The sequence below is a fragment of the Amycolatopsis vastitatis genome (assembly GCF_002234595.1).
GTDB lineage: Bacteria > Actinomycetota > Actinomycetes > Mycobacteriales > Pseudonocardiaceae > Amycolatopsis > Amycolatopsis vastitatis.
The window spans coordinates 16,403-29,682 of record NZ_NMUL01000036.1 but is presented as its reverse complement, the minus strand read 5'-3'; the positions used below and the strand labels follow the sequence as shown (position 1 = coordinate 29,682).

At 71.7% G+C, this 13,280-nt stretch carries 12 protein-coding genes; 6 read left to right on the top strand and 6 right to left on the bottom strand.

The genetic code is table 11. The features are described from left to right. Nucleotides 1-138: 138 nt before the first annotated feature. The 3 genes from CF165_RS31295 to CF165_RS31285 form a co-directional block, all read right to left on the bottom strand. A complete protein-coding gene (locus CF165_RS31295; RefSeq protein ID WP_093951195.1) occupies nucleotides 139-1,479 on the bottom strand; it encodes an NtaA/DmoA family FMN-dependent monooxygenase in 1,341 nt (446 codons plus the stop codon). Between the two features lie 10 nt (nucleotides 1,480-1,489). Then, the gene (locus CF165_RS31290; protein ID WP_093951194.1) at nucleotides 1,490-2,644 is read right to left on the bottom strand and encodes an LLM class flavin-dependent oxidoreductase; all 1,155 of its coding nucleotides are present in this window, start codon (nucleotides 2,642-2,644) and stop codon (nucleotides 1,490-1,492) included. A 126-nt stretch (nucleotides 2,645-2,770) separates the two neighbouring features. Then, nucleotides 2,771-3,208: an STAS domain-containing protein gene (locus tag CF165_RS31285; RefSeq protein WP_093951193.1), complete on the bottom strand. Its 438-nt coding sequence runs from the start codon at nucleotides 3,206-3,208 to the stop codon at nucleotides 2,771-2,773. 305 nt (nucleotides 3,209-3,513) lie between these two features. Here CF165_RS31285 and acpA point away from each other — a divergent pair, with 305 nt between their 5' ends. After that, nucleotides 3,514-5,205, top strand: a complete 1,692-nt coding sequence (gene acpA / locus CF165_RS31280) for an acid phosphatase (protein ID WP_093951192.1) — start codon at nucleotides 3,514-3,516, stop codon at nucleotides 5,203-5,205. Nucleotides 5,206-5,229: 24 nt separating this feature from the next. Here acpA and CF165_RS50445 read toward each other — a convergent pair whose 3' ends face one another. Continuing rightward, on the bottom strand, nucleotides 5,230-5,502 hold the full coding sequence (locus tag CF165_RS50445) for a hypothetical protein (protein ID WP_143268705.1): 273 nt from the start codon (nucleotides 5,500-5,502) through the stop codon (nucleotides 5,230-5,232). 212 nt (nucleotides 5,503-5,714) lie between these two features. On the opposite strand from CF165_RS50445, the gene CF165_RS31270 reads away from it, so the two are divergent. Together CF165_RS31270 and CF165_RS31265 are read left to right on the top strand one after the other, a co-directional pair. Continuing rightward, nucleotides 5,715-6,155: a hypothetical protein gene (locus tag CF165_RS31270; protein ID WP_093951191.1), complete on the top strand. Its 441-nt coding sequence runs from the start codon at nucleotides 5,715-5,717 to the stop codon at nucleotides 6,153-6,155. 38 nt (nucleotides 6,156-6,193) lie between these two features. Further along, on the top strand, nucleotides 6,194-6,967 hold the full coding sequence (locus CF165_RS31265; protein ID WP_093951190.1) for a maleylpyruvate isomerase family mycothiol-dependent enzyme: 774 nt from the start codon (nucleotides 6,194-6,196) through the stop codon (nucleotides 6,965-6,967). A gap of 47 nt (nucleotides 6,968-7,014) precedes the next feature. On the opposite strand, the gene CF165_RS31260 is transcribed toward CF165_RS31265, so the two are convergent. Further along, complete coding sequence (locus tag CF165_RS31260) at nucleotides 7,015-8,955, bottom strand: NPCBM/NEW2 domain-containing protein (RefSeq protein ID WP_093951189.1); 1,941 nt, start codon at nucleotides 8,953-8,955, stop codon at nucleotides 7,015-7,017. A gap of 206 nt (nucleotides 8,956-9,161) precedes the next feature. Here CF165_RS31260 and CF165_RS31255 point away from each other — a divergent pair, with 206 nt between their 5' ends. From CF165_RS31255 to CF165_RS31245, 3 genes are read left to right on the top strand one after another with little or no spacing between them, the layout of a single operon-like run. Beyond that, a complete protein-coding gene (locus CF165_RS31255; RefSeq protein ID WP_093951188.1) occupies nucleotides 9,162-9,887 on the top strand; it encodes a (Fe-S)-binding protein in 726 nt (241 codons plus the stop codon). A 17-nt stretch (nucleotides 9,888-9,904) separates the two neighbouring features. Beyond that, complete coding sequence (locus CF165_RS31250; RefSeq protein ID WP_093951196.1) at nucleotides 9,905-11,347, top strand: lactate utilization protein B; 1,443 nt, start codon at nucleotides 9,905-9,907, stop codon at nucleotides 11,345-11,347. After that, nucleotides 11,344-11,931, top strand: coding sequence for a LutC/YkgG family protein (locus CF165_RS31245; RefSeq protein ID WP_093951187.1), 588 nt, complete (start codon nucleotides 11,344-11,346; stop codon nucleotides 11,929-11,931). Before CF165_RS31250 ends, CF165_RS31245 begins: the two co-directional genes overlap by 4 nt. A gap of 12 nt (nucleotides 11,932-11,943) precedes the next feature. Here the strand turns inward: CF165_RS31245 and CF165_RS31240 are convergent, their stop codons facing one another. Continuing rightward, the gene (locus CF165_RS31240; RefSeq protein WP_093951186.1) at nucleotides 11,944-12,945 is read right to left on the bottom strand and encodes an ABC transporter substrate-binding protein; all 1,002 of its coding nucleotides are present in this window, start codon (nucleotides 12,943-12,945) and stop codon (nucleotides 11,944-11,946) included. Nucleotides 12,946-13,280: the final 335 nt, after the last annotated feature.

The window sequence follows — 13,280 nt, the reverse complement described above, 5'->3', positions numbered from 1 at the left end:
TTCGGAAACCGCGCGTGCCGTGGGCTGCGTCAGCTTGACGTGATGGGGTCCTGAGGGGACCACGGGCACGCGCACTGGGGAATGAGCGGAACGGACCCGGGATCGTCGCCGATGGGGCCGGCGGCGGTCCCGGGTTCTTCACGTCCCGGCCGGCTCGATCCCGAGGTGGTCGCGCAGGGTGGCACCGGTGTACTCGGTCCGGAACGAGCCGCGCTCCTGCAGCAGCGGCACGACCGTGTCGGCGAACTCGTCGAGGCCGCCGGGCGTGACGTGCGGGACGAGGATGAAGCCATCGCTCGCGTCGGCCTGGACGAGGTCGTCGATCGCCGCCGCCACGGTCGACGGCGAGCCGATGAACGTCTGCCTGCCGGTGACCTCGATGATCAGGTCGCGGGTCGAAAGGTTCTTCGCCTCGGCCAGCTGCCGCCATTCGCGGGCCGTCGCCACGGGGTCGCGGTACATGCGGACGCTCGCTCGGCCGGGGGCGATCGTCTCCCCGACCACCGGGTCGATCGCGGGCAGCGGGCCGTCGGGGTCGTGGCCGGACAGGTCGGTGTTCCAGACCTGCTCGAGGAACTTGATCGCCGTCTGGCCGCTGACCTGCTGCCGCCGCACGACGTGGGCGCGCTCGTCGGCGTCGGCGTCGGTGTCGCCGAGCACGAACGTCGCCGCGGGCAGGATCACCAGCTGCTCCGGCTTCCGGCCGTACTTCGCCAGCCGGCCTTTGACGTCGGCGTAGAACGCCTGCCCGGCTTCGAGGGTGCCGTAGCGGCTGAAGATCGCGTCGGCGGTGGCCGCGGCGAACTCGCGGCCCTCCTCGGAGTCGCCGGCCTGGATGATCACCGGGCGGCCCTGCGGGCTGCGCGGGACCGGGAACCGGCCCTCGATGTCGAAGTGGGCGTCGTGGTGGGCGAAGGTGCCCGCGGCGGGATCCCGCAGGAACTCGCCGGTCTCGGCGTCGGCGGCGATCTCGTCGCCGCGCCAGGAGTCGAACAGCTCCCACGCGGTGCGCAGGAACGTCTCGGCGCGCTCGTAGCGCTGGTCCTGCGGCAGGAACCCGCCGCGGCGGAAGTTCTCGCCGGTGAAGGCGTCCCACGACGTGACGACGTTCCACCCGGCGCGCCCGGCGGAGAGGTGGTCGAGCGAGGCGAACTGCCGGGCCACCTCGAACGGCTCGTTGAACGTCGAGTTGATCGTGCCGGCCAGTCCCAGCCGCTCGGTGACCGCGGCCAGCGCGGCCAGCACGGTGAAGGTGTCCGGGCGGCCGACGACGTCGAGGTCGTAGATCTGCCCGTTCTGCTCGCGCAGCCGCAGCCCTTCGGCGAGGAAGAAGAAGTCGAACTTCGCGCGCTCGGCGGTCCGCGCGAGCTTGGCGAACGAGCTGAACTCGATGTGGCTGCCGGCTTCGGGGTCACTCCACACGGTGGTGTTGTTGACGCCGGGGAAGTGCGCCGCGAGGTGGATCTGCTTGCGGGACATCTCGGCCTCCTCAGACGGCGGCGTAGCGGTTGGCGGGACGGGCGAGGCCGAGCAGCCCGCGCAGGGTGCTCGCCTCGTACTCGGTCCGGAAGGCGCCTCGGGACCGCAGTTCGGGGACCAGCCCGCGGGTGATCGCGGTCAGGTCGTGCGGGAGCGCGCCCGGCCGCAGCCGGAAGCCGGAGAGCCCGGCGTCGTGCCAGTCGAGCAGCAGGTCGGCGAGGCCGGCCGGGGTGCCGGTGAAGACGAGGGCGTCGGAGGTGTACTCGGCGCCGGAGCGCTCGTCGAGCCGGGCCTTGCGGTCCACGGCGGCCTGCTCGGTTTCGTCGAGGAACACGACGACGTCGCCGAAGACGTGCAGGGTTTCGGCGCCGCGCCCGGCCTTCTCCTGCTCGTCGCGCACCGCGGCGACGATCGCGCCGGCCTGCTCGCGGTCGAACGGTGTCACATAGACGACGTCGGCCGAGCGGGCGGCGAGCCGGTAGGGGACGGCGGCGTGGGCCAGCGCGGTGACCGGGGGCCGGCCCTGCGGCGGCCGCGGGGTGATCGACGGGCCCTTGACCGAGAACCAGCGGCCGGTGAAGTCGATGTAGTGCAGTTTTTCACGGTCGACGAACCGGCCGGTGGCGACGTCGCGGATCTCGGCGTCGTCCTCCCAGCTGTCCCACAGCCGGCGCAGCACTTCGACGTAGTCCGCGGCCTCGTCGAACAGGTCCTCGAGCCGGAGCTCGCCGGATTCACGGCGCCCGAAATGCCGGCTGTCCTCGGCGCGCCCGGCGACCTGCACGCGGACGCCGGCCCGGCCGGTGCTGACGTAGTCGAGCGTGGCGATGGCCTTGGACAGGTGGAACGGCTCGGTGTGGGTGACCACCGCGGTCGGTACGAGCCCGATGTGCGAGGTCAGCGGAGCGACGCGGGCGGCGGTGAGCACGGCGTCGAGGCGGCCTTGGACGATGCCGGTCCGCTCGCCCGGCCCGGTCTGCAGGGCCAGCGAGTCCTCGATGGTGACGAAGTCCAGCTTGCCGGCCTCGGCTTCGCGGACCAGGTCGGTCCAGTAGCCGGCGGTCAGCAGCTCGCGGGGCCGTGCGCCGGGTTCGCGCCACGCGGCGGGGTGCCAGCCCGACCCGTCCAGTGCGACAGCGATCCGTGGGCCGGTTCCTGATGCCATCCCGCGTCCCCTTCTCCTCGGCTGCTGCCCCCAGTCTGCGCCGGATTCCGCCTCTCGGGCGGACACGGCCAGCTGCTGGGACGGTGCCGGGGCACGGGAATAAACGCGGTGTCGAGCGGCGAGGGGTCAGCGGATCGTGGCCGGCGGTGGCGACACCGGGACTTCGCGCAGGGCGTCGGCGAGGATCGGGTAGATGCCGACCCGGGCGTCGATGCCGAAGATCCGCAGGGGGCGAACGACCGCGCGGGCCGCGGAGACGATCCCCAGCCGGCGGCGCTCGGCGCAGGCCCGGCTCACGGCGCCCTCGATCGCGCGCAGCCCCGCCGAGCCGAAGAAGGTCACCCCGGACAGGTCCAGCACGAGGCAGGCGGGCAGGTCCTGCCACAGCGCCCGCTGCAGCAGCCGGACGGAACCGGTGTCGATTTCCCCGGCGGCGGAAATGATCACCAGATCGTGCCGCCACGGAATTCGCCGGACGGTCAACACCACTTCGGCGTACTGGCGGCGGGGTGCCCGCTCCGCCGCGGTGGGCGGAGGTGCGGAATCCGAAAGTCGTGAAGGCATGGCTGGGCGCTCCCGAACCAATGGGGCGAAGCGTCGGCGCGGCCACCGAAAAGAACACAGCGCACAGGGGAAGCCCGGCACCTCGCCGTGACCTGAGTCCCCGGACGAGGATCTTGCGCAGCTACGGGTTCGACCACGCTGTCCATCACTGTAGCCCTCTTCGCGGCGGTCGGCGTGCTCGACCGCCGCTGAAGGAAATTCACATGTGGACGGTCGCCTCGCCGCGGCGGAAGTTCGCGGGAGCGACTTGTGCGCCGCGCTGTGGTGGACGAAGCTGCAGAGCGGTCGATCCTGGGAGGTGCGGGATGAGGTCCTGGACGGTTCTGCGAGGCGCCGTGGTCGCCACGGCGTTGCCGGCCCTGCTGGCGAGCGCCGGCACGGCCGTGGCACACCCTGACCACGGCGGTCACGGCCGGGGGATCGACCACATCGTGGTGATCTACGAGGAGAACCACAGCTTCGACAACCTGTTCGGCGGCTGGGAAGGCGTCGACGGTCTCCGGCGGGCCCGGCCGCAGACCCAGGTGGCCCCGGACGGCCAGGCGTTGCCGTGCCTGCCGCAGAACGACGTCAACCTCACTTCGCCGCCGCTGCCGGTCACCTGCACCGGAACGATCGGGACGACGCCGGTCAGCTCGGCGTTCGCCAACCGGCCCTTCGAGATCGACCGCTACATCCGGCCCGCCGACACCACGTGCCCGGCACCGGGCGTGTTCCTGCCCAACGGCGTCCCCAAGGGACAGGGCCTGCCCGGCGGGTGCACCCGTGATCTCGTCCACCGCTTCTACAACGAGCAGTACCAGATCCACGGCGGCGCGATGGACCGCTACGTCGCGGGCAGCGACGCCGTCGGGCTGACCATGGGCCACTACGACACGCGTGGCCTGCCGATCTACGAGTACCTGCACGGCAGGCACGCGCCGGACTACGTGGTCGCCGACCACTTCTTCCAGGGCGCGTTCGGCGGGTCGTTCCTCAACCACCAGTGGCTGATCACCCCGAACACGCCGGTCTGGCCCGGGGCGGTGCGCGACGGCGGTGCCGACGACCTGCACTCGATCGTGGGGCCGGACGGCTTCCCCGCGGGCACCCCGCTGCACCCCGCGACTCCCGGCACGGCCGACCGCGCGCTGACCCAGGCCGCCACCGCCGGTGGCGGCTGTGCCGTCCCCGCGAACGTGGGGGCGCCGCCGGCCGGGACGGTGTGCGGCGACTACGCGGTCAACACCATCCAGCCGCCCTACCAGCCGTACCAGCCGGGCACCCCGGTGTCGCGGCGGCTGCCGCCGCAGACCACCCCGACCATCGGCGACCGCCTGTCGGCCGCGAAGGTGGACTGGGCCTGGTACTCCGGCGGCTGGGACAACGCCAACGGCAACGTCGGCGGCCCCGGCTGGACCAACGGCACCACCCCGGGCACCTGCACCAGCCCGCGCACCGCCACGGGCGCGGTCTACCCGAACTGCCCCGACGCCACCTTCCAGTACCACCACCAGCCGTTCAACTACTACGCCGACCTGGCCCCCGGCACCGCGGCCCGCGCCGCCCACCTGCGGGACGAGGCCGAGTTCGTCAGCGCCGCCAAGACGGGGCACCTCAAGCCGGTGAGCTTCGTCAAGCCGGTCGGCGAGGAGAACGAGCACCCCGGCTACGCCAGCGAGGACGCCGGCAGCCGCCACCTCGTCGACCTGATCAAGGCCGTGGAGAACGGCCCGGACGCCGAGCACACGCTGATCGTGGTCACCTACGACGAGTTCGGCGGCCAGTGGGACCACGTGGCACCACCAGCCGGACGGCACGCCGTCGCGGACCAGTGGGGACCGGGCACCCGCATCCCCGCCCTGCTGATCTCGCCGCAGCTGCGCCGGCCGTTCGGCGTGGACCACACCTCCCACGACACCACGTCGATCATGGCCACCATCGAGCACCGCTTCCACCTGGCCCCCTTGGGCACCCGCGACGCACGGGTGGCCGACTTGCTCGCCTTCTGCGGTTGATCCGAGGGAGCGCCCGGTGAGGTCTCAGGCCGCGCCGTGGCGGGGCGCCGGGGGGAACCGGTGGCGGACCGCGGCGAGCGGTGCTGGCATGTCGTGCTCGGGGAGCTGCAGGTCGTCGCCGGTCTCGAGCGCGTCGGCGGTCAACGGCGCCGGGGCCGGGCGGCGGTGCAGCCCGGCAGTTCTTCCCTGGTGGTCGCGGTCGTCGCCATCGGGCTGTGGGTGACCCTGGTCGGCACCAGCGCGCAGGCCGGGCGGGCGCTGCTCGGGATTTCGCGGTGCGACCTGACCGTCCGGCAACTGTCCACTTTGAACAGCTACGGAATGCCCGGCCGGAGTGGCCGCGGCCGTACCGCCTGTCCCGTAAGTGGGCGTGGTCGCGATCGTGCTGGGCGTCTTCGACCTCGTCGTCGCCGCGGTCGGGATCGGCAACCCCGAACTGGCCGGCCACGGCGGGATCGAACGGCCGGGCGGGTAGCACCGCCGTCCGGCCGGACGGCTAGGTTGCCCGGGTGAGTCTCCTCGATGAAGTGGCCGAGCGCGACGGCTGGCGATGCTGGGTGTGCGACGAACCGGTCGATCCCGGAATGTCGGTGAACGACCCGCGGGGGCCCAGTGTCGACAGCCGGACCGCCGACCGGAAGGCCAAGGTCGCCGAGCGGCTCGCGCACCGCGGGTGCAACAGCCGCAAGGGCGCGGTCAAGGTGGTCATCGCCTGGCCGGATCGCCTGCACGTGGCCGAACCCGCGCCGCTGATCACCGTCGCCGGGAGGCTGGAGCGCAAGGGCGGTCGCGAGATGGTGGCCCGGTGCCCGACGAAGCAGGACGCCCAAGAGGCGGCGGAGTGGCTGGTGGACCGGTTTTCCCGGCTGGTACCGGGGCTGCCGGTGACGGCGAACGTCGAGGCGGGCGGCGGCCAGTTCCTCGTCGTCCTGGCCACCGGCCGCCGCTGAGCCGGAACACACGCGTCCCTCCGTGAGTTGAGCGTGGCATGAGTCAACTCGTGGATCGCACGATCACCGCCCTCCGCTCCGAATACGACGTGCTCGCCGGTCTCGTCCGTACCTTGAGCGACGACCAGCTGGCCGCCACCGGCGGTGCCGCGGAATGGACCGTCGCCCAGGTTCTTTCCCACCTCGGCAGCGGTGCGGAGATCGGCCGCGCGCCCATCGCACGGGCCGCGGGGGAAACTGTGGCGGCCGAAGACAACCAGACGATCTGGGCCCGCTGGGACGCGTCCACGCCGCGCGCGCAGGCCGAGGGTTTCCTGGAGGCCAACCGCCGCTGGCTCGACACGGTCGAAGCACTCACGCCCGGGCAGCGTGCGTCGCTGACGGTCGACCTCGGCTTCCTGCCGGAGCCGGTCCCGCTGGTGACCGCGCTGGGCATGCGCCTCAGCGAGGTGGCCAACCACTCGTGGGACGTGCGCGTGGCCTTCGACCCGGACGCCGGTGTGGACGCCGGCTCGGCCGCGGTGCTCGTCGAGCTCCTCACCGGGCACCTGGGGTTCATGCTGGGCTTCCTCGCGAAGCCGGCCGAACTCGAGAAGCCGGTGTCCGTCGCGGTTCCCGGCGCCGGTTTGGTGATCGACGACGCCGTGGCCGTGGTGCCGCGTCTCGAGTCGCCCTCGGCGACGTTCGACGGGCCGGCGGAAGCGTTCGTCCGGTTGCTCAGCGGCCGCCTCAAGGCACCGTACGACAAGGGCGTCACCGTCGAGGGTGACGTCACGCTCGACGACCTGCGCCGCGTGTTCCCCGGCTTCTGACGGAACCGGTGGTGCCGCCGGTGCGAACCGGGGGCACCACCGGTCGTTCAGCAGTTGACGTACGGCGTCAGCCAGTCTCCCCAGTCCCCGGCCGAGCCGTCGCTCGCGTCGTCGACCGCGAGCGCGAGCACCTGCACGCCCGTCACCGGTACGGCGAGGTACTGCGTGGGATCCCCGTGCCGCATGTTCCCGGTGGCCTCGAGTTCCACGCCGTCACCGAGCACCCGGAACCCGAGCGTCCCGTCCGGCCCGCGGTCGTCGACGCCCACGGTCGCGGTGAAGGACTTGCACTTGCCGCCGAGGTAGTACCGCACGACCGACGGCGCGTGCGCGCCCAGGCCGCCTTGGGTGTGGACCTTGCCGTTGATCGTGAGCGGGTGGCCGTTGTCGGTGCTGTCCCGCTCGACGGGGCCGAGGCCGTTCTCGGACGACATCCAGGGCTGCGTGCTGATCGTCCCCTCGGTGTAAGGCGGGTTCGGCGCGAGCATGAGCGGCGCCTCGGCCGACGCGGTCGCGGTCCGCGCGCCTTGGGTGGTCGCGTACGTCACCGTGGCCGGCATCTTGAACGGCTGGGTGGCGGTCGAAACCGGGTGCAGCGTCACCGCGGTCTCCCAGGTGTCCCCGGGTTCGACGGTCCCGGTGTCCGCCTCGGCGGCGCTGTCGAACTGCCACTGCGCGGGCGCGGTCAGCTGCAGGTGCGCACCGGTGACGGGCGTCGAACCGTTGTTGGTGAACTTGACCGTGGCGGTCACCGGCTGGGACGGCGGCACGGACTCGGGCAGCTCGACGGTCAGCGACGTCCGCGGCGCGGCGGTCGCGTTCGCGGGCCACACGCGCAGGACGGTGGTGGCGTGCCGCCCGACGGTTCCGCCGAGCGCGCCGGTCGTCTCGCTCTCGTCGCCGGTCCACAGGTCGCGCACGCGGTAGCCGGCCGCGGCCGGAAGCCCGGCGTCGGCCACCGACGTGCTGATCGGCGCGGCCAGTTCGCCGCGGTTGAACAGCACCAGCACGGCCGAGCCGTCGGACATGGGCTTCGTCCACACCTCGGTCCAGCCGGTGTCGCGGACCTTGTGCCCGCCGACGCCCGCCCAGTCCTGGTCGACGGCGATGATGTCGGGGTTGGCCATCGCGGCGGCCGGGAGCGTGGTGTCGGCCGCCAGCGCCATGTCGGCCACGAGTGGTGCGTTGAGCACCGCCCACAGCCCGAGCTTGGCCTGGCGCTCCTCGGCGGAGAGGTAGCTGAAGGTGAACGCGCCCGGCATGTTCCAGCCGCCCGGGCCGTTGTAGCCCGCCAGGCCGTACTGCTTGTCGAGACTGCCCGCCGAGTACCCGAAGTCGAAGGTCGGGTTCTTGTACGTGCGCCAGACCTGGGCGCCGGCCGCCCGCGCCCACAGCCACGGGCTCTGGTTGCGGTCGTAGTCGTCGATCTCGAGCGGGATCGGACGGCCGGTGCGCTTGATCGCGTCCGCCATCTTCTCGACCCGCGCGGCCACGTCGCCGTTGACGCTGTAACAGGTGTCGTAGCGCAGGTAATCCACGCCCCAGCCGGCCAGGGTCTGGGCGTCGAGGTCCTCGTGGTCGCGCGAACCCGGCGCTTGGGTGCTGCAGGTCCGCTCGCCCGTGCCGCTGTAGAGACCGATCTTCAGCCCGCGCGAGTGCACGTAGTCCACCAGCGCCGGAATGCCGGACGGGAAGCTGTCGCGGGCGGTGAGCTTGCTGTCGGCGTCGCGCTGGGCCGCCTGCCAGCAGTTGGGCAGCATGACGTACTCGTACCCGGCGTCCCGCAGCCCGGAGGTGACCAGCTGGTCGGCCGCGGCTTTCACGACGTCCTCGCCGAACTGGTAGACGCAGTAGGGACTCCCGGCACCCCAGGTGATCCCCAGCGGGGGTCTTTCGCCGGGCACCGGATCGGGTGGGGTACCGGCCGACGCCGGGGCAGCGGTGGCCGTCAGGAAAAGCGCGCAGAGCAGCATCGCGAGTCGTCGCATGGTTCCCCTCCGGAAGCGGACAAGAGTCCCAGGATCGCGGTGCCGTCCGAGAGCGGTCAAGGAGGGTAAATCTGCCCTGGCTGGGACTTCGGTTCCCGGACAATCGGCGTGGGCTTGAAACGTAACAACCGAGCGTAGTAGCCTGCAACAGGCAGCAGACTTGAAACCTTTTAATGGAGGGCCACGATGGGGCGGCAGGTGCGCGCATGAAGGTCGCCGTGCTCGTCACCTGCATCAACGACTCGCTGTTCCCCGGCACGGGCAAGGCGGTGTTCCGGCTGCTGGGCCGCCTCGGCGTGGAGGCGGACTTCCCGGAGGCGCAGACCTGCTGCGGCCAGCCGATGGTCAACACCGGCTACCTGGACGAAGCCGTGCCGGTGGTCCGCACGTTCGCGCGGGCGTTCGCCGGGTACGACTGCATCGTCACGCCGTCCGGTTCGTGCGCGGGTGCGGCCCGGCACCAGCACGGCCTGGTCGCGCGGCGCGCGGGGGAGCCGTCGCTGGCCGAGGCCGGGCCGAAGGTGTACGAGCTGAGCGAATTCCTCGTCGACGTGCTCGGCGTGACCGACGTAGGCGCCTACTTCCCGCACCGCGTCACCTACCACCCGACCTGCCACTCCCTGCGCATGCTCGGGGTCGGCGACCGCCCGCTGCGGCTGCTGCGGGCGGTGCGCGGGCTCGACCTCGTGGAGCTGCCCGCCGCGGAAGAATGCTGCGGTTTCGGCGGCACGTTCGCCGTGAAGAACGCCGAGACGTCCACCGCCATGGGCGCGGACAAAGCGCGCCACGTAAGGGGAACCGGGGCCGAAGTGCTCGTCGCGGGCGACAATTCGTGCCTGCTGCACGTCGGCGGCCTGCTGTCGCGGCAGCGGTCGGGCGTCCGCGTGCTGCACCTGGCCGACGTGCTCGCTTCGACCGAGGAGGACGCGTGAGCGCCACGTTCGTCGGCATGCCCGCGTTCCCGGCCGCGGCCCGGGAAGCGCTGGCCGACACACAGCTGCGGCGCAACCTCGCCCACGCCACCGGCACGATCCGGGCCAAGCGCGCGGCCGTCGTCGGCGAGGTCGCCGAGTGGGAGGAACTGCGGCTGGCGGGCGCCGCGATCAAGGACAACACCCTGCGCCGCCTCGACGAACACCTGCTGACCCTCGAAGCGGCGTTGCAGGCCAGGGGAGCGACCGTGCACTGGGCGCGTGACGCCCGGGAGGCGTGTGACGTCGTCGCCGGCATCGCGCGTGACCACGGCGTCGACGAGGTCGTCAAGGTCAAGTCGATGGCGACCCAGGAGATCGGGCTCAACGAGGCGCTCGCCGAGCACGGCGTCACCGCCTGGGAGACCGACCTCGCCGAGCTCATCGTGCAGCTCGGGGACGACCTGCCCAGCCACATCCTGGTGCCGGCGATCCACCGCAACCGCGCGGAGATCCGGGAGATCTTCCGCCGCGAGATGGGCGCGGCGGGCCGTCCCGCGCCCGACGGCCTGACCGACGACCCGGCCGAGCTGGCCGGCGCGGCCCGGCTGCACCTGCGCGAGAAGTTCCTGCGCGCGAAGATGGCCGTCTCCGGCGCGAACTTCGCCGTCGCCGAGAGCGGCACCCTGGTCGTCGTCGAGTCCGAGGGCAACGGCCGGATGTGCCTGACCCTGCCCGAGGTGCTCGTTTCGGTGGTGGGCATCGAAAAAATCATTCCCACGTGGGCCGACCTCGACGTGTTCCTCCAGCTCCTGCCGCGGTCCAGCACGGGCGAGCGGATGAACCCCTACACGTCGACCTGGTCGGGCGTGACTCCCGGCGACGGGCCGCAGGAGATGCACGTGGTGCTGCTGGACAGCGGCCGCACCCGCGCGCTCGCCGACGAGGTCGGCCGGCAGGCGCTGCGCTGCATCCGCTGCTCGGCGTGCCTGAACGTCTGCCCGGTCTACGAACGGACCGGCGGGCACGCCTACGGCTCGGTCTACCCGGGGCCGATCGGCGCGATCCTCAACCCGCTGCTCAAGGGCGTCGGCGTCGACGCGCAAACCGACTCGCTGCCGTACGCGTCCAGCCTGTGCGGCGCCTGTTTCGAGGCGTGCCCGGTCCGCATCGACATCCCGGAAGTCCTGGTGCACCTGCGGTCGCAGGTGGTCGACGCGCACCGCGGCGGACCACCGAAACCCGAGGCGGTGGCGATGAAAACGGCGTCCTGGGTGCTTTCGGACGCCCGGCGGCTGGGTTTGGCCGAACGCGGGCTGGGGGTCGCGAACCGGGCTCTGACCCGCTTCGGGCGCCGCGTGCTGCCGGGCGGCCGCCGCGCGCTGTCCCGCCTGCCGTGGCCGGGTTCACTGTGGACGAACTCGCGTGATCTTCCCGCGCCGCCGCGCGAGTCGTTCCGGTCCTGGTGGCGGAAGCGATGACCGCGCGCGAGGAAATCCTGGCGGCCGTCCGCGGCGCGCTGCGGGACGCGGACCGGGCCGAAGCCCCGGTCCCGCGCGGGTATCGCGAGACCGTGGCCGCGGACGTCGTCGACCTGTTCGCCGAGCGCGTGGTCGACTACCGCGCCGCCCTCACGCGGTGCACCACCGCCGAACTGCCGGCGGCCATCCGGTCGGCCCTGGGAGCGACGCGGAAGGTGCTGGTGCCCGCCGGGTTCCCGGTCGAAGTCGACGGCTCTTCGCCGCCGGAGACCACAGCCGGGCTCGCCGGGTTCGACGCCGTCGTCACCACGGCCGCGCTCGGCATCGCGACCACCGGCACGATCGTCCTCGACCACGGCCCGGGGCAGGGCAGACGGGCGCTGAGCCTCGTGCCGGACGTGCACGTGTGCGTTCTGCGGGCGGACCGGATCGTGCCCGGGGTGCCGCAGGCCGTGGCCGCGCTGGACCCGGGCCGCCCGCAGACCTGGATCAGCGGCCCGAGTGCCACCAGCGACATCGAGCTGACCCGGGTGGAAGGTGTGCACGGGCCGAGGAGCCTGCACGTCATCGTCGTCACGGAGTGACCGGACGCCGGGTCATCTTCCCGCCTGCGGTCCGATCATGGAGTTCACGTCGATCGGATTCGGGATGGCGCCGAGCTGCAGCAGCAGGTCCGGGACCCGTTGCAGGCGCCGCGCGTCCAGGATCGAGCCGTAGCCCGGCAGCGTGAGCAGCTTGGCGGTGTCCTCGTCGATCTTGGCGAACCGCACCAGCAGCGGCTCGACCTTGGCGCGGTCGTTGACGGCGTCGTGGGTGGCCCGCTGCATCGCCCGCTGGAACGCGGCCAGGGTCTTCGGGTTCTCCCGCACCCACTTCTTCGTCGCGCCGTAGCCGGTCAGCGGGAAGTCCTGGGTCGCGCCGGTGTTGATGTCGACGATGGGAATCGCGCCCGCCGTCTTGGCGGCCTGCGTGATGTAGGGCTCCGGCAGGTACGCGGCGTCGGCCTGGCCCTGCTGCAGGGCCGCGGCGATGTTCGGCAGCGGGATCAGCACCCAATTCACTTTGCCGTAATCCACGTTGTGGTCTTGCATCACCGAACGGGTGAGAAGATCCGACGCCGTGTTTTTGGCCGTGATGGCGATCTTCTTGCCCGCCAGGTCGAAGATTGTTTTCACCGGCGAATTCGGAACCGTGACGATCGCATTGGACTTCGCGTTGACCGACGTCGCGTCGGCGACCAGTTCCATGTCGGCGGCGCCGGTGCTCTTCGCGGTGAAGAACGGGGGATAGGTCGAGAACGCGATGTCGACGTCACCCGAGATCGACTTCGTCAGCGAGGCCTGGCCGCTGGCGGCGATGACGGACTCGACGGTGAGGCCCTCGGCCTCGAAGTAGCCGCTGTCCTGGGCAAGCCAGAACGGCGCGAGGTCGGTGGTGGGCAGGATCGAAACCTTCAGTGTCACCTTCTCGAGGCCGCTGCCGCTCGACGAGGCGTTCGAGGTGACCGATCCGAGTGCGCCGCAGCCGGTGACGACCGTGACGGCCGCGATGGCGAGCGCGGCGCGCACCCGGCCGCTGCTACTGGCAATTCCAAACACGGCCTGCTCCTCGCAGGAGATGACGGTTGAGGTACCGAATCCAAGGAAGGTACGTGATTCACTTCCCGGGGTCAGGCAGGCCACTGTAGGGACACCGGCAGCGCTTGACAATGCGTGCCACGTACCGGCTCCTGGATTTCACCAGAATGGCCCTACGAATTCTTGATCGAAGATCTTGTTTTTCGGCGACGATCATCGAACGGTGCTACGAATCGGTGTGGCGGAAACGGGGAAAGCCGCCGATTCCCCGCGGAAAAGGACACCGGGATGGCGGATTCGAGCCGGGCGGGAGCGCCGTCGGGCTTCGACGGCGGCCCTCGCCCGGAGGCCTCGGC